Annotated in this window: 27 protein-coding genes; 14 read left to right on the forward strand and 13 right to left on the reverse strand. The window is 72.8% G+C overall.

Going from position 1 to position 24,499, the window contains the following annotated elements:
* The first annotated feature begins 107 nt into the window (after nt 1-107).
* The 4 genes from ABZ860_RS04900 to ABZ860_RS04915 are packed head-to-tail and all read left to right on the forward strand — an operon-like array spanning nt 108 to nt 4,179.
* A complete protein-coding gene (locus ABZ860_RS04900; RefSeq protein ID WP_357215175.1) occupies nt 108-1,160 on the forward strand; it encodes an ABC transporter ATP-binding protein in 1,053 nt (350 codons plus the stop codon).
* A 47-nt stretch (nt 1,161-1,207) separates the two neighbouring features.
* Nucleotides 1,208-2,440, forward strand: a complete 1,233-nt coding sequence (locus tag ABZ860_RS04905) for an ABC transporter substrate-binding protein (RefSeq protein ID WP_357215177.1) — start codon at nt 1,208-1,210, stop codon at nt 2,438-2,440.
* Nucleotides 2,441-2,498: 58 nt separating this feature from the next.
* Complete coding sequence (locus ABZ860_RS04910; RefSeq protein WP_357215180.1) at nt 2,499-3,368, forward strand: ABC transporter permease; 870 nt, start codon at nt 2,499-2,501, stop codon at nt 3,366-3,368.
* A gap of 10 nt (nt 3,369-3,378) precedes the next feature.
* Nucleotides 3,379-4,179, forward strand: a complete 801-nt coding sequence (locus ABZ860_RS04915; protein ID WP_183539757.1) for an ABC transporter permease — start codon at nt 3,379-3,381, stop codon at nt 4,177-4,179.
* A gap of 16 nt (nt 4,180-4,195) precedes the next feature.
* On the opposite strand, the gene ABZ860_RS04920 is transcribed toward ABZ860_RS04915, so the two are convergent.
* On the reverse strand, nt 4,196-4,765 hold the full coding sequence (locus ABZ860_RS04920) for a TetR family transcriptional regulator (protein WP_357215182.1): 570 nt from the start codon (nt 4,763-4,765) through the stop codon (nt 4,196-4,198).
* An 85-nt stretch (nt 4,766-4,850) separates the two neighbouring features.
* Here ABZ860_RS04920 and ABZ860_RS04925 point away from each other — a divergent pair, with 85 nt between their 5' ends.
* Complete coding sequence (locus ABZ860_RS04925) at nt 4,851-5,258, forward strand: nuclear transport factor 2 family protein (RefSeq protein WP_357215185.1); 408 nt, start codon at nt 4,851-4,853, stop codon at nt 5,256-5,258.
* Here ABZ860_RS04925 and ABZ860_RS04930 read toward each other — a convergent pair whose 3' ends face one another.
* Both ABZ860_RS04930 and ABZ860_RS04935 read right to left on the reverse strand, forming a co-directional pair.
* Nucleotides 5,259-7,025, reverse strand: coding sequence for an ABC transporter ATP-binding protein (locus tag ABZ860_RS04930; protein WP_357216301.1), 1,767 nt, complete (start codon nt 7,023-7,025; stop codon nt 5,259-5,261).
* A 91-nt stretch (nt 7,026-7,116) separates the two neighbouring features.
* Complete coding sequence (locus ABZ860_RS04935; RefSeq protein WP_357216302.1) at nt 7,117-8,907, reverse strand: ABC transporter ATP-binding protein; 1,791 nt, start codon at nt 8,905-8,907, stop codon at nt 7,117-7,119.
* A 314-nt stretch (nt 8,908-9,221) separates the two neighbouring features.
* Between ABZ860_RS04935 and ABZ860_RS04940 the strand changes: the two genes are divergently transcribed.
* From ABZ860_RS04940 to ABZ860_RS04950, 3 genes are all read left to right on the forward strand, one after another.
* The gene (locus ABZ860_RS04940) at nt 9,222-9,857 is read left to right on the forward strand and encodes a TIGR03085 family metal-binding protein (RefSeq protein WP_357215188.1); all 636 of its coding nucleotides are present in this window, start codon (nt 9,222-9,224) and stop codon (nt 9,855-9,857) included.
* A gap of 102 nt (nt 9,858-9,959) precedes the next feature.
* Nucleotides 9,960-10,124, forward strand: a complete 165-nt coding sequence (locus tag ABZ860_RS04945) for a hypothetical protein (protein ID WP_357215191.1) — start codon at nt 9,960-9,962, stop codon at nt 10,122-10,124.
* Between the two features lie 192 nt (nt 10,125-10,316).
* Nucleotides 10,317-10,478, forward strand: a complete 162-nt coding sequence (locus ABZ860_RS04950) for a hypothetical protein (RefSeq protein ID WP_167530286.1) — start codon at nt 10,317-10,319, stop codon at nt 10,476-10,478.
* A gap of 298 nt (nt 10,479-10,776) precedes the next feature.
* Here the strand turns inward: ABZ860_RS04950 and ABZ860_RS04955 are convergent, their stop codons facing one another.
* The gene (locus ABZ860_RS04955; protein ID WP_357215193.1) at nt 10,777-11,064 is read right to left on the reverse strand and encodes a chorismate mutase; all 288 of its coding nucleotides are present in this window, start codon (nt 11,062-11,064) and stop codon (nt 10,777-10,779) included.
* Nucleotides 11,065-11,290: 226 nt separating this feature from the next.
* Between ABZ860_RS04955 and ABZ860_RS04960 the strand changes: the two genes are divergently transcribed.
* Nucleotides 11,291-11,521 (forward strand): hypothetical protein, encoded by a 231-nt coding sequence (locus ABZ860_RS04960; RefSeq protein ID WP_357215196.1) that lies wholly within the window; start codon nt 11,291-11,293, stop codon nt 11,519-11,521.
* 43 nt (nt 11,522-11,564) lie between these two features.
* On the opposite strand, the gene hisF is transcribed toward ABZ860_RS04960, so the two are convergent.
* From hisF to hisD, 9 genes are all read right to left on the reverse strand, one after another.
* Entirely contained in the window at nt 11,565-12,335 is a 771-nt protein-coding gene (gene hisF / locus ABZ860_RS04965; RefSeq protein ID WP_139574373.1) for an imidazole glycerol phosphate synthase subunit HisF, read from the reverse strand.
* 3 nt (nt 12,336-12,338) lie between these two features.
* Nucleotides 12,339-12,764 carry a RidA family protein gene (locus ABZ860_RS04970; RefSeq protein ID WP_357215198.1) on the reverse strand — a complete coding sequence of 142 codons (426 nt, stop codon included), beginning with the start codon at nt 12,762-12,764 and terminating at the stop codon, nt 12,339-12,341.
* Nucleotides 12,761-13,486: a bifunctional 1-(5-phosphoribosyl)-5-((5-phosphoribosylamino)methylideneamino)imidazole-4-carboxamide isomerase/phosphoribosylanthranilate isomerase PriA gene (gene priA, locus ABZ860_RS04975; protein WP_357215201.1), complete on the reverse strand. Its 726-nt coding sequence runs from the start codon at nt 13,484-13,486 to the stop codon at nt 12,761-12,763. The genes ABZ860_RS04970 and priA overlap by 4 nt, the downstream gene beginning before the upstream one ends.
* A gap of 4 nt (nt 13,487-13,490) precedes the next feature.
* Entirely contained in the window at nt 13,491-13,862 is a 372-nt protein-coding gene (locus tag ABZ860_RS04980) for a hypothetical protein (RefSeq protein ID WP_357215203.1), read from the reverse strand.
* Nucleotides 13,863-13,970: 108 nt separating this feature from the next.
* Entirely contained in the window at nt 13,971-14,603 is a 633-nt protein-coding gene (hisH, locus tag ABZ860_RS04985; RefSeq protein WP_357215205.1) for an imidazole glycerol phosphate synthase subunit HisH, read from the reverse strand.
* The gene (locus tag ABZ860_RS04990) at nt 14,600-14,752 is read right to left on the reverse strand and encodes a hypothetical protein (RefSeq protein ID WP_179155475.1); all 153 of its coding nucleotides are present in this window, start codon (nt 14,750-14,752) and stop codon (nt 14,600-14,602) included. Before ABZ860_RS04990 ends, hisH begins: the two co-directional genes overlap by 4 nt.
* A complete protein-coding gene (gene hisB / locus ABZ860_RS04995) occupies nt 14,752-15,357 on the reverse strand; it encodes an imidazoleglycerol-phosphate dehydratase HisB (RefSeq protein WP_357215208.1) in 606 nt (201 codons plus the stop codon). The genes ABZ860_RS04990 and hisB overlap by 1 nt, the downstream gene beginning before the upstream one ends.
* A complete protein-coding gene (locus ABZ860_RS05000; protein ID WP_357215210.1) occupies nt 15,354-16,430 on the reverse strand; it encodes a histidinol-phosphate transaminase in 1,077 nt (358 codons plus the stop codon). The genes hisB and ABZ860_RS05000 overlap by 4 nt, the downstream gene beginning before the upstream one ends.
* Nucleotides 16,427-17,734, reverse strand: a complete 1,308-nt coding sequence (hisD, locus tag ABZ860_RS05005) for a histidinol dehydrogenase (protein ID WP_357215213.1) — start codon at nt 17,732-17,734, stop codon at nt 16,427-16,429. Before hisD ends, ABZ860_RS05000 begins: the two co-directional genes overlap by 4 nt.
* 198 nt (nt 17,735-17,932) lie before the next feature.
* On the opposite strand from hisD, the gene ABZ860_RS05010 reads away from it, so the two are divergent.
* From ABZ860_RS05010 to ABZ860_RS05030, 5 genes are all read left to right on the forward strand, one after another.
* Nucleotides 17,933-18,697 carry a DeoR/GlpR family DNA-binding transcription regulator gene (locus tag ABZ860_RS05010; RefSeq protein ID WP_357215216.1) on the forward strand — a complete coding sequence of 255 codons (765 nt, stop codon included), beginning with the start codon at nt 17,933-17,935 and terminating at the stop codon, nt 18,695-18,697.
* 76 nt (nt 18,698-18,773) lie between these two features.
* A complete protein-coding gene (locus ABZ860_RS05015) occupies nt 18,774-20,267 on the forward strand; it encodes an amino acid permease (RefSeq protein ID WP_357215219.1) in 1,494 nt (497 codons plus the stop codon).
* On the forward strand, nt 20,264-21,703 hold the full coding sequence (locus tag ABZ860_RS05020) for an FGGY family carbohydrate kinase (protein ID WP_357215222.1): 1,440 nt from the start codon (nt 20,264-20,266) through the stop codon (nt 21,701-21,703). Before ABZ860_RS05015 ends, ABZ860_RS05020 begins: the two co-directional genes overlap by 4 nt.
* Nucleotides 21,700-23,133, forward strand: a complete 1,434-nt coding sequence (locus tag ABZ860_RS05025; protein ID WP_357215225.1) for an NAD(P)/FAD-dependent oxidoreductase — start codon at nt 21,700-21,702, stop codon at nt 23,131-23,133. The genes ABZ860_RS05020 and ABZ860_RS05025 overlap by 4 nt, the downstream gene beginning before the upstream one ends.
* Nucleotides 23,130-24,401: an FAD-dependent oxidoreductase gene (locus ABZ860_RS05030; RefSeq protein ID WP_357215227.1), complete on the forward strand. Its 1,272-nt coding sequence runs from the start codon at nt 23,130-23,132 to the stop codon at nt 24,399-24,401. The genes ABZ860_RS05025 and ABZ860_RS05030 overlap by 4 nt, the downstream gene beginning before the upstream one ends.
* Nucleotides 24,402-24,499 lie beyond the last annotated feature (98 nt).

Here is a 24,499-nt window from a genome sequence, read left to right on the forward strand (position 1 = left end):
CTCCTGTTCGCCCACGCCGTCGCGAGGGTTGACACCCGCGAAAGTTGACAACAGTGATACCGGATCGGGTCTTTACGTGAAACATTTAACTCCATATGTTTCAGGTCATGCCAGACCAAGCAGTCAGTCTCCGCGGCCTGCGCAAGAGCTTCGGGCCGGTCGAGGCGGTGGCCGGGATCGACCTCGACGTCGCCGACGGGGAGTTCTTCGCGATGCTCGGGCCGTCCGGCTCGGGGAAGACCACCGTGCTGCGCATGATCGCGGGGTTCGAGTCGCCCACGGCAGGGACGGTGGAGCTGGGCGGGCGCGACGTCACGCGGCTCGCGCCGTTCGAGCGGGACGTGAACACGGTCTTCCAGGACTACGCGCTGTTTCCCCACATGAGCGTGCTGGACAACGTCGAGTACGGCCTGCGCGTGAAGAAGGTGCCCAGAGCCGAACGGCGCGAGCGGGCGCTCGCCGCCCTGCGCTCGGTGCGGCTGGAGGGCTTCGAGAAGCGGCGCCCGGCCCAGCTGTCCGGCGGCCAGCGTCAGCGGGTCGCGCTGGCCCGCGCGCTGGTCAACCGGCCGCGCGTGCTCCTGCTCGACGAGCCGCTCGGCGCGCTCGACCTCAAGCTCCGCGAGGAGATGCAGGTCGAGCTGAAGGCGATCCAGCGGGAGGTCGGCATCACGTTCCTGTTCGTGACCCACGACCAGGAGGAGGCGCTGACGATGAGCGACCGGATCGCGGTGTTCAACCAGGGCAGGATCGAGCAGGTCGGCACCCCCGCCGAGGTGTACGAGCGCCCGGCCACCGCCTTCGTCGCCTCCTTCGTCGGCACCTCCAACCTCATCTCCGGCGAGGCCGCGCGGGCCGTGCTGGGCAGGGAGGGGACCTTCAGCGTCCGGCCGGAGAAGCTGCGCGTCGTGCTCGGCGAGGAGCCTCCGGGCCCGGACGAGCACGAGGCCGCCGGCGTGATCCGCGAGGTCGTGTACGCCGGTCCCGCGACCCGGTTCGTCGTGGACCTCGACGCGGGCGGGCGCCTGATCGCCCTCCAGCAGAACCTGCAGGCGTCGTCCATGGACGTGACGGGCCTGCGCGGCGCCCGCGTCCGCCTCGTGTGGAACCGCCGGCACGAGTTCCCCATCGACGCCCCCGCCGAGCCGGTCACCGCCGGTTGAGCTCCGCCACCGCGCCCACAGCACCACTCACAGCAAGGAGAACCACGATGCGGTCCCCCCGTCCGCGTTTCGCCAGGCCTTCCCTCGTCGTCACCGCCGCGCTGGCGCTCGCCGCCGTCGCGGGCTGCGGCGGCGGGTCGTCCCCCGCCACCGGCGGCTCGGGCGCGGCCCCCGGCGGCGGCGCCTTCACGCCGCCGAAGATCGAGGCCCTGAAGTCCCTCGGCCCCGGCGAGGGGCAGGTCAACCTCGTCGCCTGGGCCGGGTACGCGGAGGACGGCTCCAACGACCCCAAGGTCGACTGGGTCCACCCGTTCGAGAAGGCCACGGGCTGCACGGTCAACACCAAGACGGCCGGCACCTCCGACGAGATGGTCAACCTGATGAAGACCGGCGAGTACGACGCCGTGTCCGCCTCGGGCGACGCCTCGCTGCGCCTGATCGCCTCGGGCACGGTCGCGCCGGTCAACACCGCCCTCGTGCCGAACTACAAGGACGTGTTCGACGGCCTGAAGCTCAAGCCGTGGAACTCGGTCGACGGCGTCGCGTACGGCATCCCGCACGGCCGCGGCGCGAACCTGCTCATGTGGCGCACGGACGCGGTGAAGCCGGCCCCCGACTCCTGGGGCGTCGTGTTCGACCCCGCCTCGCCGTACAAGGGCAAGGTGACGGCGTACGACTCGCCCATCTACATCGCCGACGCCGCGCTCTACCTCATGTCGGCCAAGCCGGAGCTGGGCATCAAGGACCCGTACGCGCTGGACGACAAGCAGCTCCAGGCGGCGGTCGACCTGCTCAAGCAGCAGAAGCAGAACATCGGCGAGTACTGGTCCGACTACACCAAGGCGGTGCAGTCGTTCAAGTCCGGCGACACGGTCGTGGGCACGACCTGGCAGGTGATCGCCAACCTGGTGGAGGCCGACAAGGCACCGGTCGAGACGACGCTGCCGAAGGAGGGCTCCACCGGCTGGTCGGACACCTGGATGGTCGCCGCGAAGGCCAAGCACCCCAACTGCGCTTACAAGTGGCTCGACTGGATCATCTCCCCCAAGGCCAACGCGCAGGTGGCCGAGTGGTTCGGCGAGGCGCCGTCCAACGCCAAGGCGTGCGAGCAGACCTCCGACAAGTCGTTCTGCGACACCTACCACGCGACCGACGAGGAGTACTTCTCCAAGGTCCACTACTGGACCACGCCGATCGCGCAGTGCCTCGACGGGCGCACCGACGTCAAGTGCACCGACTACTCCGAGTGGACCCGGGCCTGGACCGAGATCAAGGGCTGAGCGATCCCCCGGGGGGACGGCCGCCCGGCCGTCCCCCCGCCCGCACGGAGAGAAGACGATGACGACCCTCACGACGACGGCCGCCTCCCCCGGGATGCGCAGGCGGGCCGCCTCATTCCTGCACCGGCACGCCGGGGTGCGGCTGTCGCTGCTGCTGTCGGCGCCCCTGGCCTGGCTGGGGCTGGCCTACCTGGGCGCGCTCGCGGCCCTTCTCGTCACCGCGTTCTGGTCGACCGACGTGTTCACCGGCGACGTGGTCAAGGTGTTCACCTGGGCCAACTTCACCGACCTGGTCACCGGTGAGGTCTACCGCACGGTCGCCCTGCGCTCGATCGGCGTGGCCGCGGCGGTCACGCTGATCGACCTGGTGGTGGCCTTCCCCATGGCCTTCGCGATGGCCAAGCTGGCCTCGCCGCGGGCCCAGCGCTGGCTGGTGATCGCCGTGCTCACCCCGCTGTGGGCGTCCTACCTGGTCAAGGCGTACGCGTGGCGGGTGATGCTGTCCTCGGACGGCGTGCTCGGCTGGGGCTACGGCCTGACCGCCACCGTGGTGACCCTGTCGTACCTGTGGCTGCCGTACATGATTTTGCCGATCTACGCGGGGCTCGAACGGCTGCCGAACTCACTGCTCGACGCGGCCGGCGACCTCGGCGCGCGCGGGTGGCGGACCTTCCGCACGGTGGTCTGGCCGCTGACCTTCCCCGCCGCCGTGGCGGGGTCGATCTTCACGTTCTCGCTGTCGCTGGGCGACTACATCACCGTGAAGATCGTCGGCGGCAAGACCCAGCTCATCGGCAACGTGGTCTACGACAACATCGGCGCGGCCAACAACCTGCCCTTCGCCGCCGCCGTCGCCACCGTCCCCGTCGTGATCATGCTGGTCTACCTCGCGGCCGTACGCCGCACCGGCGCTCTGGACAATCTGTGAAGGAGGCGCGGTGAACCTGTCTCGTACGTCCCGGACGCTGCTGCGGGCGGCGCTGGTGGCCGGCCTGGCCGTCGTCTACGTGCCGCTGGCCGTGGTGCTGCTCAACTCGTTCAACTCCGACCGGACCTTCTCCTGGCCGCCCGCCGGGTTCACGCTGCGGTGGTGGGGCGCCGCCTGGGACTCCGCCGGCCTGCGCGACGCGCTGTGGACCTCGGTCCAGGCCGGTCTCGGCGCGACCGCGATCGCGCTCGTGCTCGGCACGATGGCCGCCTTCGCGGTGCAGCGCTACCGGTTCTTCGGCCGGGAGACGGTCTCGCTGGTGATCGTGCTGCCCATCGCCCTGCCCGGCATCGTGACCGGCATCGCGCTGAGCAACACCTTCCACACGGTGCTCGGCCTCCCCCTCGGGCTGCTGACCGTGATCGTGGGCCACGCGACGTTCTGCGTGGTCACCGTCTACAACAACGTGCTGGCCCGGCTGCGCCGCATGGGCCTGAACCTGGAGGAGGCGTCGGCCGACCTCGGGGCGGACACGTTCACCACGTTCCGCCTGGTGACGTTCCCGATGATGCGCTCGGCGCTGCTCGCGGGCGGGCTGCTCGCCTTCGCGCTGTCGTTCGACGAGATCATCGTCACGACGTTCACCGCCGGTGCCGGTGTCCGCACGCTGCCGATCTGGATCTTCGAGAACCTGTTCCGGCCCAACCAGGCGCCGGTGGTCAACGTGGTGGCCGCCGCGCTGATCCTGCTGTCGGTGATCCCGATCTACCTGGCCCAGCGCCTGTCCGGCGGCGACCCCCAGACGCACTGACGGGCGCGCGGACGGATCAGCCGTCCGCGCCCGTGAGGGAGCGCAGGCAGGGGCGCAGCAGGGCGGCGATCTGCTCCGGAGGCGCGTCGCGCAGCTCTTCGAGCTTCAGCAGGTGTCGCCCGAGGACCACGCCGATGAGCACCGCGCTGACCAGCGCCGCCCGTACGCCCGCGTCGGCGGCGGGGAGGGCCTCGGCGAGCTGCGCGCGGTAGCGGGCCGCTCCCTCGGCGGCGGCCTCGGAGGCTCCGGGATGGGTGAGCATCGAGCGCAGCACGGCCAGCGACTCGACCGGCTCGTCGGCCATCGAGGCGGCGAGCCGGTCGAGCAACTCCTCGACGACCCCTTCCGGCTCGCCTTCGAGAGGCCCGGACGGCCGGGCCCGGGCGACGCGCAGGAAGAGCTCCTCCTTGGAACCGAAGTAGTGCATGACGAGCCCGGGGTTCACTCCGGCGGCCGCGGCGACGGCCCGGATCGTCGTGTCCGCGTATCCCGACTCGGCGAACAGGCGAGCCGCCGCAGCGAGGATTCGCGCCTCGGTGCTGCGGCGACGCTCCGCCCGCGTCATGCGGGCTCCGGCCTCGGTCACCGGACGATTCTACGGCGTGATTGATCCCTTCCCGCATTTCGTTGTACGGTCGTTCAATGAACAGCCGTTCAACGAAGGAGGGCCGATGGACCGGCCGACCCCGCGAGACGTCCTCGCCCGCAGACGCGCCCTGATCGTCGACGGCGACCTGGACGGCTTCGCCGATCTGTTCGCCCCCGACGGGGTGATCGAGCTGCCGTTCGCCCCGCCGGGGATGCCCGTGCGCGTGGAGGGCCGGGAGGCCATCCGCGCCTTCTCCTCCGGGCAGGCGACCGCGGCGATGCGGATCGAGGACATGTGGACCACGAGCGTCTACGAGACGACGGATCCGGAGGTGCTCGTCGTCGAACTCGAGACCAGGGCCGTGGTGACCGCGACGGGCGCCCCCTATCAGGGCCGGTCCGTGCAGGTGTTCCGCATCCGCGACGGGCGGATCCTCCTGCTGCGCGACTGCTGGAACCCGATGGGCCTCGCCGACGCGCTGCGGGCCTGATCAGGACCCGGAAGAGGTGGCGGTGGTCCAGGAGGCGTAGAGGTCGGCGTACACGCCGGGTTGCTCGACCAGGACGGCGTGCGGGCCGCGCTGGACGATCCGGCCGTGCTCGAACACCAGCACCTCGTCGGCCGCCTGGGCGGTGGACAGGCGGTGCGCGATCGAGACGGCCGTACGGCCGCGGGTGACGCCGTCGAGGGCGCGGGCGAGGCGCACCTCGGTGGCGGGGTCCACGGCGGAGGTGGCCTCGTCGAGCAACAGCAGGTCGGGGTCGGCGAGGTAGGCGCGGGCGAGCGCGACGAGCTGCCGCTCTCCGGCCGACAGGGACTCGCCCCGCTGGCCGACCGGGGTGTCCAGGCCGGCGGGCAGGCCGTCGAGCCAGTCGGCCAGGCCGAGCTCGGTCAGGGCGCGGGTGATCTCCTCCCGGGTGGCCGAAGGCCGTCCGAAGCGGATGTTGTCCTCAAGCGTCGAGTCGAACAGGAAGCCGTCCTGCGGGACCATGACGATCCGCTCCCTGAGCGAGGAGAAGCTGACCGTGCGCAGGTCGGTCCCGTCCACGAGGATCCGGCCGGAGGTCGGGTCCATGAGCCGGGTGAGCAGCTTGGCGAAGGTCGTCTTGCCCGAGCCGGTCTCCCCCACGACGGCCACGCGGGTGCGCGGCGGGATCTCGACCGACACCTCGTGCAGCACCGGCGGCCCGCCGGGGTAGGCGAAGCCCACGTCGTCGAAGCGGACCGAGATCGGGCCGCGCGGCAGGGTGGCGCCGTTCTCCGGGTCGGCCACGTCGGCCGGGGTGTCGAGCACGCCCAGGATGCGCCGCCATCCGGCGATCGCGTTCTGCGCCTCGTTCAGCACCTCGGTCGCGGTCTGCAGCGGGCTGATGAACAGCGTGATCAGGAACAGGAACGCGATGAGCCGCCCCGCCGTGATCGAGTCGGCGACGCCCAGCCAGACCCCGGCCACGACCACCAGCGCGACCGTGATCGAAGCGACCAGCTCGGTGGCCGGGAACGTGAACCCGACGATCTTCTGGGCCCTGGACTGCGCCGCGCGCATCCCGTCCACCGCCGTGTCGATCCGCTCGGCCGTGCGGTCCTCCGAGCCGTACGCCCGGATCACCGCGCTGCCGACGACCGACTCGCTGACGGCGGCGAGGACGTCGCCGGCGCGCTCGCGCACCCGGGTGTAGGCGCCGGCCACCAGGCGCTGGAACCGGGGCAGGGCCAGCACCAGCGGCAGGAAGCAGGCCCACACGATCAGCGTGAGCTGCCAGGAGTAGACGGCCATCAGCACGGTCGCCACCACCAGCTGGCCGGCGGACACGATGACCATCAGCCCGCCCCACTGCATGAACGTGCTGATCTGGTCGACGTCTCCGGTCACGCGGGAGACCAGGCCGCCGCGCCGCTCGGTGTTCTGCGTCAGCACCGACAGGTCGTGCACGTGGCGGAAGCCCTTGCCGCGCAGGGCCGCCAGGCCCGCCTCGGTGGAACGGTAGAGCCGGACGTTCATGAGGTAGCCGCACAGCGCGGTCAGCACGACGGCGAGCGCGCACAGGGCCACCGCGTTCCGGATGAACGGCAGGTCGGGCACGCCCGAGCGCAGGCCGCGGTCGATCACCTGCTGCACGGCGATCGGCACGACGACCTTGCCCAGTGTGGCCAGCACGGCCAGCACGAGCGTCCCTGCGAGCCCGCGGCGGAACTCCGGCGACAGCCGCAGGCCCTGCCTCAGCGTCTCCAGGGCGCCCCGGTCGGCCGACCGCAGAGCCGAGGTCTGTCCTGCGGCCGTGCCCGTCGCAGGGTCGGTCACGGCGGTCACCGCGTCACACTCCTCGTCAGTGGCTTGTGGCCGTGCGTCATGCGACGACCTCCTCATCGGTGTCTTCGCGGATGTCGAGCGCGGCCCGCTCGGCCTCCTCGCGCTCGTAGGCGGTGACGAGCTCGCGGTAGCCCGCGCAGCGGACCAGCAGCTCCTCGTGCGTGCCGTGGTCGGCGACCACGCCCTGCTCCAGGTAGACGACCTCGTCGGCCAGCGCGATCGTCGCCATCCGGTAGGCGACCACCATCACCGTGGCCTCCGCGGCGCCGTCGCGCAGGCCGTACAGGATGCGCTTTTCGACCTGAGGGTCGACGCTGGAGGTGGCGTCGTCGAGGATGAGCAGCCGGGGCTCGCGCACGAGCGCGCGGGCCAGCGCGAGGCGCTGGCGCTGACCGCCCGACAGCGTCGCGCCGCGCTCGCCGATCCGGGTGTCCAGGCCGGACGGCAGCGCGCTGACGAAGCCGTCGGCCTGCGCGAGCCGCAGCGCGGCCCACACCCGCTCGTCCGGCACCTGCCCGCCGAGCGCGATGTTGCCGCGCACGGTGTCGTCGAACAGGAACGTCTGCTGCGGCACGAGCGCCACCGAGGCGCTCACCTCCCCCCTGGCCACCTCGCGCAGGTCGACGCCGTCGACCCGGACGACGCCCTCGCCGGGGTCGATCAGGCGCGCGAGCAGCTGGGTGAGCGTCGACTTGCCCGCCCCCGTCGGCCCGACGACCGCGATCGTGCGGCCCGGCGCGACGGCGAAGCTCACGTCCCGCAGCACCGGGCTTCCCGGCACGTACGCGTAGGAGACGCCCTCGGCCTCCACCCGGGCCGGGCCGGAGGCGTCCAGGCGGGCGGTGCCGTACTCCATGGAGCCGGTGGCGTCGAGGACCTCCCTGACCCGCGTCCAGCCGACGACGCTGCGCGGCAGTTCGGCCAGCACCCAGCCGAGCGCCCGAATGGGGAAGGCGAGAAGGGTGAACAGGTAGGCGACCTGGATCAGGTCGCCGGCCGCGACACCGCCGGACTCCAGCCGCAGCGACCCGACGAGCAGCACGGCGAGCACGCCCAGCGTGGGCAGCGCCTCGAGCATGGGGTCGAACAGCCCGCGCACCCGGCCGACGGCGACGTTGGCGTCGCGCAGCGCGTCGGCCTTCGCCTGGAACCGCGCGGTCTCCGCGTCCTCCCTGCCGAGGGTCTTGACGACGAGCGCGCCGTCGAAGCTCTCGTGCGCGACCTCGCTCACCTCGGCCCGCAACTGCTGGGCCCGCATCGCGAGCGGTGAGAGCCTGCGCTGGTAGACCAGGTTGAGCACGGCCACGGCAGGGAAGATCAGGAAGCCGACGACGGCGAGCACCGGGTCGACCAGCACGATCGCCACGGCGGCCGTCACGAGCATCACGACCACGCCCACCGCCATCGGCAGCGGGGCGAGCGGCCCCCAGGCCGCCTCGACGTCGGAGTTGGCGTTGGACAGCAGCTGCCCGGTCGGGTGGCGGTGGTGCCAGGCGAGGGGCAGCCGCAGGTACTGCCGGGTGACGGCGCGACGGGAGTGGGCCTGCATGCGGTACTGGTGGATCCCGGCCATGATGCGCCGGCCCATGATCCCCGCGGCCTTGAGCACCGCCACGCCCACGATCAGCAGGGCCGCCACGACCAGCGCGCCGGTGCCGGCCTCGCCGTCCCGGAACGCGGGCAGCACCGCGTTGTCGGTCGCCCAGCCGAGCGCCCAGGACGAGGCGACGGTCATCGCGCCGTAGAGGGCGCTGGCGAGGACCGCGCCGGTGAAGATCCTCGGCTCGGTTCTGATCGCCACGCCGATGACCTTGAGACCCTGGAGCATGACTGAGCTGCCGGGCCGCGCGGGGGACTCCTTCGTCGGCACGCGGTGCGTTCCTTCCGATCGGGGGACCAGCCGGGGCCGCTCCCTGCGAGCGTCCCGGAGGGGACGTTACTCACTCGGGGACGCCACCGGATCGGTCACCGGACCGACGCCGCCCAAGCCCTTGGTCCTAGGAAGTGTCTGACTGATCGCCGTGACGGGCGGCATCTGCCAGACAGTCCTAGTTACTCCCTATCATCCTGATCAACCTGTTTATTCCTCGGGCATGCGCGGCCGCCGGTCCCGGCGAGACGACGGACGCATAGGCTGATCACGTGACACACGCCCAGACGGAGCGCGCGGCGCTCTGCGACCTGCTCGACCGCCTCGGTCCCGAGGCTCCCACGCTGTGCGAGGGGTGGGCGACCGCGGACCTCACGGCCCATCTCGTCCTGCGCGAGCGCCGGCTCGACGCCGCGCCCGGCATCGCGCTGCCGTTCCTGGCGGGCTACACCGCCGCCGTACAGGACCGCATCAAGCGGCGCCACTCCTATCCCGAGCTGGTCGGGCTCGTGCGTCACGGGCCGCCGCGCTGGACGCCGTACGGACTGGTCCCCCGCCTGGACGAGATCGTCAACACGGTGGAGCTTTTCATCCATCACGAGGACGTGCGCCGGGCGCAGGCCGGCTGGGAGCCCCGTGTCATCCCGCGGGACCTGCAGGAGGCGTTCTGGAACCGGCTGCGCGGCACCGCCCGGCTCTTCCTGCGCAAGGCTCCGGTGGGGGTCGTGCTCCGCCGCCCCGACGGGGCCAAGGCCGCCGGGCGGATGGCGGAGCCCGCGGTGGTGGTCACCGGCGAGCCCTCGGAGCTGCTGCTGTTCGCGTTCGGCCGGCAGGCGCACGCCCGGGTGACGTACGACGGGGACGACGCGGCGGTCGCCCGGCTCCAGCAGGCCCGATTGGGGCCATGAGGACGAAGTCTCGGGAGTTGTCCGAAATTCTCCACGTAAACGTCATGCAATGGGGCAGCATGAGACCAGCGCACGATGTGTGGGAGCGTTTGGGAGCCCCGGATGAACCTCAAAAAGGTCCTGACCTACCTGGCCATCGCGTTTGTGATCTTTTATTTGTTCACGCAGCCGGCGAACGCCGCCGGCGCGGTGAAGAACCTGTTCGGGGGCGTCACCACGGGAGCCGAACGCCTGTCGGCGTTCTTCACCTCGCTCTTCTCGGGCTGAGCCGGGCTCTGTCCGGGCCGAGCAGGCGGGACGCGGACCGGTCCCCGAGGAGCCCGGACCACGCCGCGACGAGGCGGCCGGTCCCGCCGTCTCACTATGAGGGCGGAACGGCCTCATGTCCTCTCGGCTAGTTATGATCATTACTGCCGCCGGGTACAAACGACCGGGATACCGACTGCAGGAGGCCCCCCGATGAAGGCGAAGAAGGTTCTTACGTACGCGGCCATCGCGTTCGTGGTCTTCTACCTCTACAGCCAGCCGCAAGCGGCGGCAGGCGCCGTGCGAGGCGTGTTCGACACGGTCAACACCGGAGCCAGCCGGCTGGCGACCTTCTTCACCTCGGTCCTGAGTTGAGGCCGCGGACCGCCCGCAGCCGCTCTCCCTCAGGTGCCCCCGACCACAAGCAGCGACGAACGACTATCGAACCGTAGTGACCGTCAGAGCCCCGAGGCTCTCCGTGCACAGGCCGGCAGGGCATTCGCCCTTGCTCCGCCGGCCTCTCTTTTCGCATCCCTCCATGACCGGCGAGCGGTTTCGCATCCCTTCGTGACCGGCGAGCGGCCCGCTCCGAGACCGGCACCTCTGCCCCCGCGTCCCGTTCTCACACCCGCTCGTCCCGCAGGACTCCGGTGAGCGGGCGCGCCGCGACGTGCTACCCGTGCTGCCGATGCTCCGCGAGCTCGTACTCCACGAACGCCCCGATCATCGCCCGCCAGACGGCCTCGGCGACCTCCGGGGACAGCCCCTCGCGCTCCGCGCGCTCCCGCGCCGCGGTCACGACCCGCTCCACCCGGTCCGGAGCCCGCACGGCCTGCTCGTCCGTCTTGAACGCGGCCGCGGCGCGCACGAGACGCTGCCGCTCGGCCAGCAGCGTCGTCAGACGGGCGTCGAGCTCGTCGATCCGGCGGCGGACGTCGTCGAGCGAGGTGGGGTCGGACATGCGTTCCCTCCGATGGTCAGCGATGATCACTGGGATGATCACTGGCAACCTTAGGGCACGTCGGGCGGGCATGGCCGATAAAGGGCACATAATCACGCATGCCGGTTTTCGCCCGCTATGACCCTATTTGCGGCGATTGGTATGGACGATCGCGTGGCGTGCGGCTGACCATTGAGAGGGCGGACTCCGGAGCGCCGCGTGATCCCTCGACGGACAGGAGACAGCTATGCGTGCCAAGCGTTTTCCGAGCCTGCTGGGCCTGGCGTTCCTCGCCGCCGTCGGTCTCGCTGCGGCCCAACCGGCCCACGAGGCGTCCGCGACCGCGACCTGCTGGGGCGACGACGGGTGCGGCCACGGCGGCTCGTTCCAGGGGCAGTGGCAGTCCCAGTCCATGGCGTCCTCCTCGCTCGGCACCGGCCCGGACGCCTTCCCCACGGCGATCGTCGACATCGACTGAGGACCCACCGACCGGGGGCCGGATCCCGGCCCCCGGTGGGCGCTCAGCGGACCGGGTGACCGGCCGCGCGAAGCGTGTCCTTGACCTCGTGGATCTTGAGCTGCCCGAAGTGGAAGACCGAGGCGGCCAGCACGGCGTCCGCTCCGGCGTCCACCGCGGGCGGGAAGTCCTCGAGCCGCCCGGCGCCGCCGGAGGCGATCAGCGGGACGCTCACCGCCGCCCGTACGGCCCGGAGCATCTCCAGGTCGTATCCCGACTTGGTGCCGTCGCCGTCCATCGAGTTGAGCAGGATCTCGCCGACGCCGAGCTCCTCCCCGCGCCGCGCCCACTCCACCGCGTCGATGCCGGTCCCCCGGCGCCCGCCGTGGGTGGTCACCTCGAACCCGGACGGCGTGGGCGGCCCGTCGACCACCCGGCGCGCGTCCACCGACAGCACGATGCACTGCGACCCGAACCGGCGCGAGGTCTCGGTCAGCAGTTCCGGCCGGGCGATGGCGGCGGTGTTGATGCCGACCTTGTCGGCGCCCGCGCGCAGCAGCCGGTCGACGTCGTCGGCCGACCGCACGCCGCCGCCGACCGTCAGCGGGATGAACACCTGCTCGGCCGTCCGGCGCACCACGTCGAGCATCGTCTCGCGCTCGCCCGATGAGGCGGTGATGTCGAGGAAGGTCAGCTCGTCGGCCCCCTCGGCGTCGTAGCGCGCGGCCAGCTCGACCGGATCGCCGGCGTCCCTGAGGTTCTCGAAGTTGACCCCCTTGACTACCCGGCCCGCGTCGACGTCCAGGCAGGGGATCACCCGTACCGCTACGGTCATCGTTCAGCCCTCATCGTTGCCGCGTTCCACCGGCCGGTAGGCCTCGACCTCGACCTCGACCAGCATGCGCGCGTCGACCAGCCCGGCGACCTGCACGCTCGTGCAGGCGGGCCGCACGTCGCCGAAGATCTCACCGTGGGCCTTGCCCGCCGCGTCGAAGTCGTCGGCGTTCACCACGTACATGCGGGTGCGCACCACGTCGGCCCGGCTGGTGCCGGCCTTCTCCACCGCGTCCAGCGCGATGGAGAAGGCGGTGAGCGTCTGCTGGTAGGCGTCGCCCACGTGCCGGACCTCGCCGCCCACGGTGGCGGTGCAGCCCGACACGAGCACGTGCGGCCCGGCGACGACCGCGCGGGCGTAGCCGTACCGGTCCTCCCAGGGGCCGCCGGAGGAGATCCGCCCTTCGGTTCGCTCGCTGCGCTCGCTCATGCGGTCTTCACCGCCGCGAGCGCCTCTTCCAGGGTGAACGCCTGGGCGTACAGCGCCTTGCCCACGATCGCGCCTTCGACGCCGTCCGGCACGAGCGTCGCGATCGCCCGCAGGTCGTCGAGCGAGGACACGCCGCCGCTGGCGACGACCGGGCGGTCGGTCCGCGCGCAGACCTCGCGCAGCAGGTCGAGGTTGGGACCGCGCAGCGTGCCGTCCTTGGTGACGTCGGTGACGACGTAGCGGGGGCAGCCCTCCGACTCCAGCCGGTCGAGCACCTCCCACAGGTCGCCGCCCTCCTGGGTCCAGCCGCGGGCGGCCAGCGTGGTGCCGCGCACGTCGAGCCCGACCGCGATGCGGTCGCCGTGCTCGGCGATCGCCTTGGCGCACCACTCCGGGTTCTCCAGCGCGGCGGTGCCGATGTTCACGCGGCGGCAGCCGGTGCTCAGCGCGGCCTCGAGCGAGGCGTCGTCGCGGATCCCGCCGGACAGCTCCACGTGCACGTCGAGCGCGCCGACGACGGAGGCGAGCAGCTCGCGGTTGCTCCCCCGGCCGAACGCCGCGTCGAGGTCGACCAGGTGGACCCACTCCGCACCGGCCTTCTGCCAGGCCAGGGCGGCGGCGAGCGGATCCCCGTACGAGGTCTCCGTCCCCGCCTCGCCCTGCACGAGGCGGACGGCTTGGCCGTCGGCGACGTCGACGGCTGGGAGCAATACGAGCGACATTTGGTCATGACCTCCGGTCGAAGACGATGGTGACGAGCACCGGGAGCAGCAGGATCGAGCCGAGGAACACGCCCAGCCGGGCCATCCACGAGTCGAGCAGGATCCAGGCGAGCACCTGGACGAGGAACCACAGCACGGCGAGGACGGCGTTCTCCGTGCGGCGGCGGCGGGCGAGATAGCCGCGCTGCCGGGCCACCCGAACCGGTCGGGACGGCCGCGGCAGCACCGCGGCCACGGCTCCGGCGACGGGCCCGACGAGCCGCGCGCGCATCTCGCGCCGTCTGGCGGCCCTCGCCTCGCGCTCGGCCCGGGCCGCCGCGAGGCGTTCGCGCTCGGCTTCGCGCTCCGCCCTCCGGCGGGCCCGTTCCTTGCTCATCGGGCCTCCCGCTCAGGTCCGGTCACGGCCTGGCCGGCCGTACGCGCCGCAGCCCCGCCGGTTCCCAGTGTCGCACCGCTGCCTTGAGATTTCGCCTGCTGGACACGCTCACAACGTGCTCAGCCAGTTGGACAGCAGCACGGCCCCCGCGTCCCCGGACTTCTCCGGGTGGAACTGGGTGGCCATGAGGGGGCCGTTCTCGGCTGCGGCCACGAACGGCACGCCGTGCTCGGCCCAGGTGACCAGCGGCTGACGGAAGCCGTCGCCGGCCTCCAGCCGCCAGTCGCGCACGCCGTAGGAGTGGACGAAGTAGAAGCGCGTCCCCTCCTCCAGGCCGCGGAACAGCACGCTGCCCTCGGGCGCGGTCACGGTGTTCCACCCCATGTGGGGCAGCACGGGCGCGTCGAGCCGCTCGACCGTGCCGGGCCACTCGCCGCAGCCCTCGGTGTGGACGCCGTGCTCGACGCCTTTCTCGAACAGGATCTGCATGCCGACGCAGATCCCGAGCACCGGGCGCCCGCCGGCCAGGCGGCGGCCGACGATCTGGTCGCCGCGCACGCCCTTCAGCCCCTCCATGCACGCGGCGAACGCCCCGACGCCGGGGACGACGAGCCCCTCCGCCTCCAGGGCCGCGTCGAAGTCGGCGGTGACGGTGACGTCCGCACCCACCCGGGCCAGCGCCCGCTCCGCCGAGCGGAGGTTGCCCGAGCCGTAGTCGAGAACGACGACCCGTCTGCTCATTGCCACCACATCACTCCCGCGGTGATCGCCATGGCGGCCCCGACGCCGGCGAGCGCCGCCAGCAGCTTGAGGCCCTGCCGTATGCCCGAGATGACCCCGCCGATCAGGAAGAGGCCGATGAAGATCATCCCTCCGGACGCGAAGGTCATCAGAGGACGCCCTTGGTGCTGGGCACGCCGGTCGCCCGGGGGTCCCGCTCCGACGCCTCGCGCAGCGCCCGCGCGAGCGCCTTGAACTGCGCCTCCACGATGTGGTGCGCGTTGCGCCCGTACGGCACGTGCACGTGGAGGCAGACCGCCGCCTGCGCGACGAACGACTCCAGGATGTGCCGGGTCATGGTGGTGTCGTAGTCGGGCCCGATCATCGGAGCCATGCCCTCGGGCTCGGTGTGGACGAGGTAGGGCCGGCCGGACAGGTCCACCGTGACCTGCGCGAGCGCCTCGTCCAGCGGGCAGGACGCGCTGCCGAACCGCCGGATGCCCGACTTGTCGCCCAGGGCCTCGCGGAACGCCGCGCCGAGCGCGATCGAGGTGTCCTCGATCGTGTGGTGGGCGTCGATGTGCAGGTCGCCCTCGGTCTTCACGGTCAGGTCGAACAGGCCGTGCTTGCCGAGCTGGGCGAGCATGTGGTCGTAGAACCCGACGCCGGTGGACACGTCGACGATCCCGGTGCCGTCGAGGCCCACCTCGACCAGCACCGACGTCTCCTTGGTCGTGCGCTCGACGCGGCCGCGGCGCCCGTTCAGCTCGGTCATGCGAGGACCCCCTCCAGCGCGGCGCGGAACGCCGCCATCTCTTCCGGCGTGCCGATCGACACGCGCAGCCAGCCCGCGGGGCCGGTCTCCCGGATCAGCACCCCGCGATCGAGCAGTCCCTCCCAGACGGACCGCCGATCCGCGAACGTACCGAACAGCACGAAGTTGGCGTCGGAGTCGGCGGCCACCAGGCCACGCCCCCGCAGCCAGGCCACGGTGGCGTCCCGCTCGGCGCGCAGCGCGTCCACCGTGCCCAGCAGCTCCTCGCGGTGCGCCAGCGCCACCCGGGCCGCCGCCTGGGTCAGCGTGGACAGGTGGTAGGGCAGGCGGACCAGCAGCATGGCGTCGACCACCGCCGGGTCGGCGGCGAGGTAGCCGAGCCGGGTGCCGGCCATCGCGAACGCCTTGGACATGGTGCGCGTCACGATCAGCCGGGGGTTGCCCGGCAGCAGGGTCAGCGCCGACCGCGTGCCGGTGCGGGCGAACTCGGCGTACGCCTCGTCCACCACGACCACGCCGGGCGCGGCGGCGAGGATCCGCTCGATGACCTCCAGCGGCAGGGCCGTGCCGGTCGGGTTGTTCGGCGAGGTCAGGAACACCACGTCGGGGCGGTGCTCCTCGATAGCGGCCACGGCGGCGTCGGGGTCGATCGCGAAGTCCTCCTCGCGCAGGCCCTCGATCCAGCGGGTGCTCGTGCCGCCCGCGATGATCGGGTGCATCGAGTACGACGGTTCGAATCCGATGGCGGAGCGGCCGGGGCCGCCGAACGCCTGGAGGATCTGCTGGATGATCTCGTTGGAGCCGTTGGCCGCCCACAGCTGGCGGGCAGTCAGCCCGTGGCCGAGATAGTCGGCGAGGTCCTTGCGCAGCTCGACGGCGTCCCTGTCGGGGTAGCGGTTCAGCGTCGCCGCGCCCTGCCGTACGGCACGGGCGAGGTCGTCGATCAGCGCGGCCGACGGGGGGTAGGGGTTCTCGTTGGTGTTGAGCTGCACCGGCACGTCGAGCTGCGGCGCGCCGTAGGGCTGCTTGCCGCGCAGGTCGTCGCGGATCGGCAGGTCGTCGAGGGTCGTCATGCGGGCACTTCCCAGTCGAAGCGGGCGCGGATGGCGGCGCCGTGGGCGGGCAGGTCCTCCGCGTCGGCGAGCGCGCACACGTACGGTGCGGCGCCGGCCAGCGCCTCGCGGCTGTAGTCCACCACGTGGATGCCGCGCAGGAACGTCTGCACTGACAGCCCCGAGGAGTGGCAGGCGCAGCCGCCGGTCGGCAGCACGTGGTTGGAGCCCGCCATGTAGTCGCCGAGCGACACCGGCGCGTACGGCCCGACGAAGATCGCGCCGGCGTTGCGCACCCGGGCGGCGACCGCGCGGGCGTCGGCCGTCTGGATCTCCAGGTGCTCGGCGGCGTAGGCGTCCACGACCTTCAGCCCGTCCTCGATGTCCGAGACGAGCACGATGCCCGACTGACGGCCGGCGAGGGCCTCGGTGATCCGCTCACTGTGCCGGGTCGCCGCCACCTGCCCGGGCAGTTCCTTCTCCACCGCGTCGGCCAGCTCCACGCTGGTGGTGACCAGCACGGAGGCGGCGATGACGTCGTGCTCGGCCTGGCTGATCAGGTCGGCCGCGACGTGCACGGGGTCGGCGGTCTCGTCGGCGAGGACCGCGATCTCGGTGGGCCCGGCCTCGGAGTCGATGCCGATACGCCCCTTGAGCAGGCGCTTGGCCGCGGCCACCCAGATGTTGCCGGGACCGGTCACCATCGTGGCCGGGCGGCACTCCTCGGTGCCGTAGGCGAACATCGCGACGGCCTGGGCGCCGCCAACGGCGTACACCTCGTCGACGCCGAGCAGCGCGCAGGCGGCGAGGATGGTGGGGTGCGGGAGCCCGCCGAACTCCTTCTGCGCGGGCGAGCTGACGGCCAGCGAGGGCACGCCCGCCTCCTGGGCGGGAACGACGTTCATGACCACGCTCGACGGGTAGACGGCCCGGCCGCCGGGGACGTACAGCCCCACGCGGTCGACCGGCACCCAGCGCTCGGTGACCGTGCCGCCCGGCACGACCTGCGTCGTGGTGTCGGTGCGCCGCTGGTCGCGGTGCACCAGGCGGGCGCGGCGGATCGACTCCTCAAGCGCCGCGCGCACGGCCGGGTCCAGCTCCTCCAGGGCACGCGTGATCGCCTCGGCGGGCACCCGGGCGGACTCCAGCTCGACGCCGTCGAATCTCGCGGTCAGCTCCCGTACGGCTGCCGCGCCACGATGGCGTACGTCCTCACAGATGGGCCGCACCTTCTCCAGGGCGGCCTCGACGTCGAGTTCGGCGCGGGGCAGCACGTCGCGCAGGTCGGCAGGAAGGGACCCGCGCAGGTCGATACGGGAAATCACCGTCCCAGTCTACGGATGACCAGGGACGGATCCGCGTGTGTCCAGCATTCGGGACAGGCGTTTCACCGGCGCGCGCACCGCTCGGGAGCTGGGAATCTTCCCCGCCGTCCGTTTTCCGGGTCACACTCTTGACAGATTTTCGGGCACTAATCCACACTCTCGGGCAATAACAGTCACATTCGGTCAAAGGCGGATCTCTTGCTTCCGGCACAGCGCCACCAGCGGATCATCGAAGCCCTCGGGCGGAAGGGGACCGTGCGCACCGAGGACCTGGCCGCGCTGCTCGGCGTCTCGCACGAGACGGTCCGGCGCGACCTGGCGATCCTGGAGCGCCGCGCGCTGCTCGTCCGCGTGCACGGCGGGGCGACCTCGGCCCCGTCCGGCACCGGGGAAGAGCTGTCCTACCTGGAGCGCTCCACCAGCCAGTCGGAGGCGAAGGCGGTGATCGGCGAGCTCGCGGCGCAGCTCCTGCGGCCGGGCCAGACCGTGATCATCGACGTCGGCACCACGGCCGTCCACGTCGCCAGGGCCGTCCCCCCGTCCTTCCGGGGGGTGGTCGCCACCTGCTCGCTGCTGGTGGCGGCCGAGCTCGCGGGCCGTCCCGGCGTGGAGGTGCTGGTGGCGGGCGGGCGCGTCCGGCAGGGCGACCTCGCCGTCTCCAACGCCCACACGCTGGGGTTCTTCCAGGACCTGCGCGCCGACGTGGCGTTCCTCGGCTCGGGCGGGGTGGACGCCGAAGCCGGGCTCACCGACTACTTCCTGGACGAGGTCGCGACCAAGCGCGTCATCCTCGCCAACACCGCCCGGACCTACGTGCTCGCCGACAGCTCGAAGCACGGCAGGGTCGCCGCCTACCGGGTGTGCGCCCTGGACGATCTGTCCGGCCTCATCACGGACGGGGAACCCCCTCCCGAGCTCGCGTCCGCCCTGGTCAGGGCGGGCGCCGAGGCGATCAGCCCGTAGGGAGTGCCCGGCGGCGCGGCCACGCCGCCGGGCCCGGACCGTTGCAATCTCCCCAGCTCCAGCCAGGAGACGATCCATGACCCATCCTTCCACGCGCCCGCCAACGCCTGATCTGAACAACGCGGATCAGGCCGACGCGGCCATCTCCCACGCCGGGTACGCCCAGCAGTTCTCCCGCACGCTGAAGTCGTTCGAGTCCTTCGCCGTCGCGTTCTCCTTCATCTCGATCACCACGGGCCTGTTCACGACGTACGGCACCGTGCTCAACTCGGGCGGGCCCGCGGGCATCTGGACCTGGCCGATCGTCGGCGCGGGCACGGTCGCGGTCGCCCTCCTGTACGGCGCGCTGGCCAGCCGCATCCCGCTGTCGGGCTACAGCTACCAGTGGGCGAGCAGGCTCGCCTCGCCGGTGCTGGGCTGGTGGTTCGGCTGGGTGTCGTTCGCGTTCCTCGCGATCGTCGCGGTGGCGGTCGACTACGGCCTCGCCCAGGTGGCGCTGTTCCCCCTGTTCGGCTGGGAGTACACGCCCATGGCCGGCGCGCTCACCACGCTCGTCGTGCTGGTCGTCCAGATGGCTCAGATCATCTGGTCCACCCCGATCACCACGAGGATCAACAACCTGGCGGTGAGCGCCGAGGTGATCGCGATGATCGGGCTGACCCTGCTGATCGCCGGGTTCGCGATCTTCGGCGGGCACGCGGAGTGGTCCAACCTCACCTCCACCGGCGCGGTCTCCGGCGACGGCTATTTCGGCTGGCTCGGGCCGTTCATGCTGTCGGCCCTGCTCGGCGCGTTCACGCTGGTCGGCTGGGAGTCGGCGGCCAACCTCGCCGAGGAGACGATCAACCCCAAGCAGGTGGTGCCCCGGGCGATGGTCCGCGCGATCCTGCTCAGCGTCGCCCTCGGCATGCTGTTCCTCGTCGTGGTCACCGCCGCCCTCGGGGACGACGTGGCGGCGATCACCGCCTCCTCCGCGCCCGTCGCCCAGGTGGTCGAGAACGTCCTCGGCGCCGGGGTGGCGCGGGCCTTCCTCGTCGTCGTGAGCCTCGCGATCTTCGCTTGCGGCCTGGTCATCATGGTGAGCTGCAGCCGCCTGGTCCACGCGATGGCCCGTGACGGCCGGCTGCCGTTCTCCGGGGCGCTGAGCCGGGTGCCGCGCGCCACCGGCGGCCCCACCTGGGCCACCGTGCTCGCGGCCGGCGCGTCGATCGCCATCGTGCTCGCCTTCTCCGGGAACGCCGACGCCCTGTCGCAGCTCCTCGGGGCGGGCACGCTCATGCCGGCCCTGCTGTACGCCGGCACGGTCGCGCTCTATCTCGGCACCCGTCGCCGGCACCGGCCGCGGCCCGACGACTTCCGCCTCGGACGGTGGGAGCCGCTGGTCGTGGCGGGGGCGGTGATCTGGCTGCTGATCGAGCTGGCGATCTTCCTCATCCCGTCGGACTTCCGCACCGCGCAGGTGTACGCCCTGGGCTCGCTCGTGCTCGGCGCGGTCGTGTTCGCCGTCGTATGGGCGCGCGGGCGTGAGCGCCTGACGAAGGAGCCCGGCGACTCCGCGGAGCTCCTGTGAGCGCGCCGGCCGTGCTGGCGATCGACCAGGGCACCTCGGGCACGAAGGCGGTCGTGGTCGGCGCCGACGGCGCCGTCCTCGCGCTGGCCGAGGCGCCGGTCCGCCCCGCGTACCTGCCGGGCGGGCGGGTGGAGCAGGACCCACGGGAGCTGCTCGACTCGGTCCTGGCCGCCGGGCGGGAGGCCGTCGCGGCGGCGGGCGTGCCCGTCGGCGCGGTCACGCTGGCCAACCAGGGCGAGACCGTGCTGGCCTGGGACCCGGCGACCGGCGAACCGCTGACCACCGCGCTGGTGTGGCAGGACCGGCGGGCCGAGGAGGTGTGCGCCGGTCTCGCCGGGCACGCGGAGAGGGTCGCCGAGCTGACCGGGCTCGTGCTCGATCCGTACTTCTCCGCGCCCAAGATGGCCTGGATCCGCCGCAACCTCACCCGCGAGGGGGTGGTGACGACCAGCGACACCTGGCTCGTCCACCACCTGACCGGGGAGTTCGTCACCGACGCCGCGACCGCGAGCAGGTCGGCCCTGCTCGACCTCGACGCGGTCGAGTGGAGCGGGGAGCTGCTCGGCCTGTTCGGCCTGGACGGCGAGCGGCTGCCCGCCGTCGTCGCCTGCGACGAGGTGGTCGGGACGACCCGGGCCTTCGGCGGGGAGATCCCGGTCGGCGGCCTGGTCGTCGACCAGCAGGCCGCGCTGCTGGCCGAGGACTGCCTGTCGGCCGGTGACGCCAAGTGCACGTACGGCACCGGGGCGTTCCTGCTCGCCAACACCGGCGAGCGGGCCGTGCGCTCGGCCTCCGGCCTGACCACGTCGGTGGCGTGGCGGGCCAGGGGGGCCACGCCCTACTGCGTGGACGGGCAGGTCTACACGGCGGCCTCCGCGGTGCGGTGGCTGACGGACCTCGGCCTCGTCGGCGCCGCCTCCGACCTGGACACAGGGGCCGCGCCGGACGCCGAGGGCGTGCTGTTCGTCCCCGGGCTGGCCGGCCTCGCCGCGCCCTGGTGGCGGCCGGACGCGACCGGCGCGTTCCTCGGCATGACGCTGTCCACCCGGCCCGGGCACCTGATCCGCGCCGTCCTGGAGGGCATCGCCGCCCAGGTGGCCGACCTGGCCGCGGTCGTCGCGGCCGACCTCGGCCGCCCGCCGGGCCGCCTGCGGGTGGACGGAGGGCTCACCCGGTCGGCCGCTCTCATGCAGGCCCAGGCGGACCTGCTGCAGGCGCCGGTGGACGTCTACCCGTCGCCGCACGCGACCGCGCTCGGCGCCGCCGCGCTGGCCCGCCTCGCCGTGACCCCCTCGCTCACGGTGGCGGACGCCGTGCCCGCGTGGGCCCCGGCGACGACGTACGAGCCGCGCTGGCCGGCGGAGCGGGCGGAGGAGTTCATGACGCGCTGGCGGCGGGGTGTCCGCGCGGCGATCGAGACGGGGAGGGACGCGTGAGGACGCGATTGAGCAGGTCCGGGCCACTGCCGGAGGAAACGGTCGACGTGGCGGTGGTCGGCGGCGGAGTCGTGGGCGCCGCCGTTGCCCGTGAGCTGGCCGGACGCGAGGCGGACGGCCGCGCCCTGTCGGTCGCGCTGGTCGAGGCGCGCCCGGACGTCGGCGACGGCACCAGCAAGGCCAACACCGCGATCCTGCACACCGGCTTCGACGCGACGCCGGGCACGCTGGAGTCGCGCCTGGTGCGGCGCGGATACGAGCTGCTCGGCGGGTACGCCGAGCGCGCCGGCATCCCGGTCGAGCGGACCGGCGCGCTGCTGGTCGCGTGGACCGGCGAGGAGCTGGCCGCGCTCGCCGGGCTGGCGGACAAGGCGGTGAAGAACGGCTATCGGGAGTGCGAGGTCGTCGGCGCGGACGAGGTCTACCGGCTGGTCCCGGCCCTCGGCCCGGGCGCGCTCGGCGGGCTGACCGTGCCCGGGGAGTCGATCATCTGCCCGTGGACCACCACGCTCGCGTTCGCCACCGAGGCGCTGGCGCGGGGCGCCGTCGTGCTGCTGAACACCCGGGTCAAGGGCGTCGAGCACGACGGCGGCGAGGAGACCGTGCTGGTGACGAACCGGGGCACGCTGCGGGCCCGCTGGGTCGTCAACGCCGCGGGGCTCGGCTCCGACCGCGTCGACCGCCTGTTCGGGCACGAGCGGTTCACCGTGACGCCGCGCAGGGGCGAGCTGCTGGTCTTCGACAAGATGGCCAGGCCGCTGGCGAACCGCATCGTGCTGCCGGTGCCCAGCTCGCGCGGCAAGGGCGTGCTGATCAGCCCGACGATCTACGGCAACGTGGTGCTCGGCCCGACCGCCGAGGACCTGCGCGACCGCGCCGACACCTCCACCTCCGAAGAGGGGTTCGCGTTCCTGGTCGACAAGGGCCTCGCGCTCATGCCCGAGCTGCTGAAGGAGGAGGTCACGGCCTCCTACGCGGGGCTGCGGGCGGCCACCGAGCGCGGCGACTACCAGGTGCACCTCGACGCCGCGCAGCGCTACCTCGTGCTCGGCGGCATCCGGTCCACCGGGCTGACCTCGTCCATGGCGCTCGCCGAGCACGCCGCCGGGCTGCTGGCCGAGGCGGGCCTGGTCACCTCCGTACGCGACGACCTGCCGGAGCCGCCCCGGATGCCCAACATCGGCGAGGCGTTCCCCCGGCCGTACATGCGCGACGACCTCATCGCCCGGGACCCGGCGTACGGGACCGTCGTCTGCTTCTGCGAGCGGGTCACCGCCGGGGAGATCAGGGACGCCCTGACCTCCCCGCTTCCCCCGGCCGACGTCGACGGCCTGCGCCGCCGCACCCGGGCCATGATGGGCCGCTGCCAGGGCTTCTTCTGCGGAGCCGAGGTCGGCCAACGCCTCGCTCTCACCAAGGAGTCGCGATGAACCTCGTCACCGACGTCGCCGTCGTGGGCGGCGGCCCCTCCGGGCTGACCGCCGCCGCCGGTCTCGCCGCGGCCGGCCTGCGGGTCCTGGTGCTCGACCGGGAGCGCGAGGCGGGGGGCATCCCCCGGCACAGCGACCACACGGGCTACGGCCTGCGCGACCTGCGCACGGTGATGACCGGCCCGGCGTACGCCCGCCTGCTGGCCGACCGCGCGCTGGAGGCCGGGGCGCGGGTGCGCACCTCGGCCATGGTCACCGGCTGGGCGACGGCCACCGGCGGGGACGGGACGCACGCCCTCGACGTCACCACCCCGGAGGGCCGCCTGCGGGTGGACGCCCGCGCCGTCGTCCTGGCGACCGGCGCCAGGGAACGTCCCCGAACGGCCCGCATGGTGCCGGGCGACCGCCCGCCGGGCGTGCTGACGACCGGGCAGCTCCAGAACGTGATCCACCTGCACCACGGCAGGGTCGGCACGCGGGCCGTCGTCGTCGGGGCCGAGCTGGTGAGCTGGTCGGCCGTGCTCACCCTGCGCCAGGCGGGCTGCCGCACGGTGCTGATGACCAGCGAGCACGCCCGCGCCGAGTCGTACGCGGCGTTCAGCGTGCCGGGGCGGGCCGTGCTGCGCGTGCCGGTCGCCACCGCCACCCGGGTCGTGCGGATCGACGGCCGCGACGCCGTGGAGTCGGTGGAGGTCGAGGATCTGCGCACGGGCGAGCGCCGTACGGTGCCCTGCGACACGGTGGTGTTCACGGGCGACTGGGTGCCCGACCACGAACTGGCCCGGGCGGCCGGGCTGGCGATGGACCCGGGCAGCAGGAGCCCCGTCGTGGACAACACCCTGGCGACCAGCCGCCCCGGCGTGTTCGCCGTCGGCAACCTGGTCCACCCCGTGGACACCGCCGACGTCGCGGCACTCGACGGCCGCCACGTGGTGCGGCACGTCCTGGCGTACCTGTCCGGGCCCTCGGGCACAGCGGGCACGGCGGACGGGCGCCCGGGGATCGCGCTGCGGGCCGAGGCGCCGTTCCGATGGGTCGCCCCCGGCCTGGTCAGGCCGGGCGCGGGCGCGCCGCCGCGGCACCGGATCCTGTTGTGGCCGGACGAGCACCGCGCCGTCGCCAGGGTGGTGGTGACGCAGGACGGCCGCGAGATCGCGCGCCGCACCCTGCCGTGGCCGGTCTCTCCCGGCCGGGTGTTCCGGGTGCCGTCGTCCCTGCTGTCCGGCGCGGACCCGCGCGGGGGTCCGATCACCGTCTCACTGGGCTGAGACCGCCGCCGCGGAGCCCGGCGCGCCTTCTGGCGCGCCGCCCGCGGCCGCCGGCCGGTTGCGCACGGAGACCCGGCCACGCACGGCCGGGCGGGACA

Origin of the sequence: Microbispora sp. NPDC046973 (genome assembly GCF_040644495.1) — a bacterium.
GTDB lineage: Bacteria > Actinomycetota > Actinomycetes > Streptosporangiales > Streptosporangiaceae > Microbispora.

Excerpts from the sequence above, each read along its gene's own strand:
- ABZ860_RS04990 (WP_179155475.1), bottom strand. The coding sequence starts at position 14,752 with ATGACCTTCGCGTCCGGAGGGATGATCTTCATCGGCCTCTTCCTGATC.
- hisB (WP_357215208.1), bottom strand. The coding sequence starts at position 15,357 with ATGACCGAGCTGAACGGGCGCCGCGGCCGCGTCGAGCGCACGACCAAG.
- ABZ860_RS04945 (WP_357215191.1), top strand. The coding sequence starts at position 9,960 with ATGAACCTCAAAAAGGTCCTGACCTACCTGGCCATCGCGTTTGTGATC.
- ABZ860_RS04905 (WP_357215177.1), top strand. The coding sequence starts at position 1,208 with ATGCGGTCCCCCCGTCCGCGTTTCGCCAGGCCTTCCCTCGTCGTCACC.
- ABZ860_RS04960 (WP_357215196.1), top strand. The coding sequence starts at position 11,291 with ATGCGTGCCAAGCGTTTTCCGAGCCTGCTGGGCCTGGCGTTCCTCGCC.
- ABZ860_RS04980 (WP_357215203.1), bottom strand. The coding sequence starts at position 13,862 with ATGAGCAAGGAACGGGCCCGCCGGAGGGCGGAGCGCGAAGCCGAGCGC.
- hisF (WP_139574373.1), bottom strand. The coding sequence starts at position 12,335 with ATGACCGTAGCGGTACGGGTGATCCCCTGCCTGGACGTCGACGCGGGC.
- ABZ860_RS04955 (WP_357215193.1), bottom strand. The coding sequence starts at position 11,064 with ATGTCCGACCCCACCTCGCTCGACGACGTCCGCCGCCGGATCGACGAG.
- priA (WP_357215201.1), bottom strand. The coding sequence starts at position 13,486 with ATGTCGCTCGTATTGCTCCCAGCCGTCGACGTCGCCGACGGCCAAGCC.
- ABZ860_RS04950 (WP_167530286.1), top strand. The coding sequence starts at position 10,317 with ATGAAGGCGAAGAAGGTTCTTACGTACGCGGCCATCGCGTTCGTGGTC.
- ABZ860_RS05015 (WP_357215219.1), top strand. The coding sequence starts at position 18,774 with ATGACCCATCCTTCCACGCGCCCGCCAACGCCTGATCTGAACAACGCG.
- ABZ860_RS04970 (WP_357215198.1), bottom strand. The coding sequence starts at position 12,764 with ATGAGCGAGCGCAGCGAGCGAACCGAAGGGCGGATCTCCTCCGGCGGC.
- ABZ860_RS05030 (WP_357215227.1), top strand. The coding sequence starts at position 23,130 with ATGAACCTCGTCACCGACGTCGCCGTCGTGGGCGGCGGCCCCTCCGGG.
- ABZ860_RS05000 (WP_357215210.1), bottom strand. The coding sequence starts at position 16,430 with ATGACGACCCTCGACGACCTGCCGATCCGCGACGACCTGCGCGGCAAG.
- ABZ860_RS04910 (WP_357215180.1), top strand. The coding sequence starts at position 2,499 with ATGACGACCCTCACGACGACGGCCGCCTCCCCCGGGATGCGCAGGCGG.
- ABZ860_RS04925 (WP_357215185.1), top strand. The coding sequence starts at position 4,851 with ATGGACCGGCCGACCCCGCGAGACGTCCTCGCCCGCAGACGCGCCCTG.
- ABZ860_RS04900 (WP_357215175.1), top strand. The coding sequence starts at position 108 with ATGCCAGACCAAGCAGTCAGTCTCCGCGGCCTGCGCAAGAGCTTCGGG.
- hisH (WP_357215205.1), bottom strand. The coding sequence starts at position 14,603 with ATGAGCAGACGGGTCGTCGTTCTCGACTACGGCTCGGGCAACCTCCGC.
- ABZ860_RS04935 (WP_357216302.1), bottom strand. The coding sequence starts at position 8,907 with ATGCTCCAGGGTCTCAAGGTCATCGGCGTGGCGATCAGAACCGAGCCG.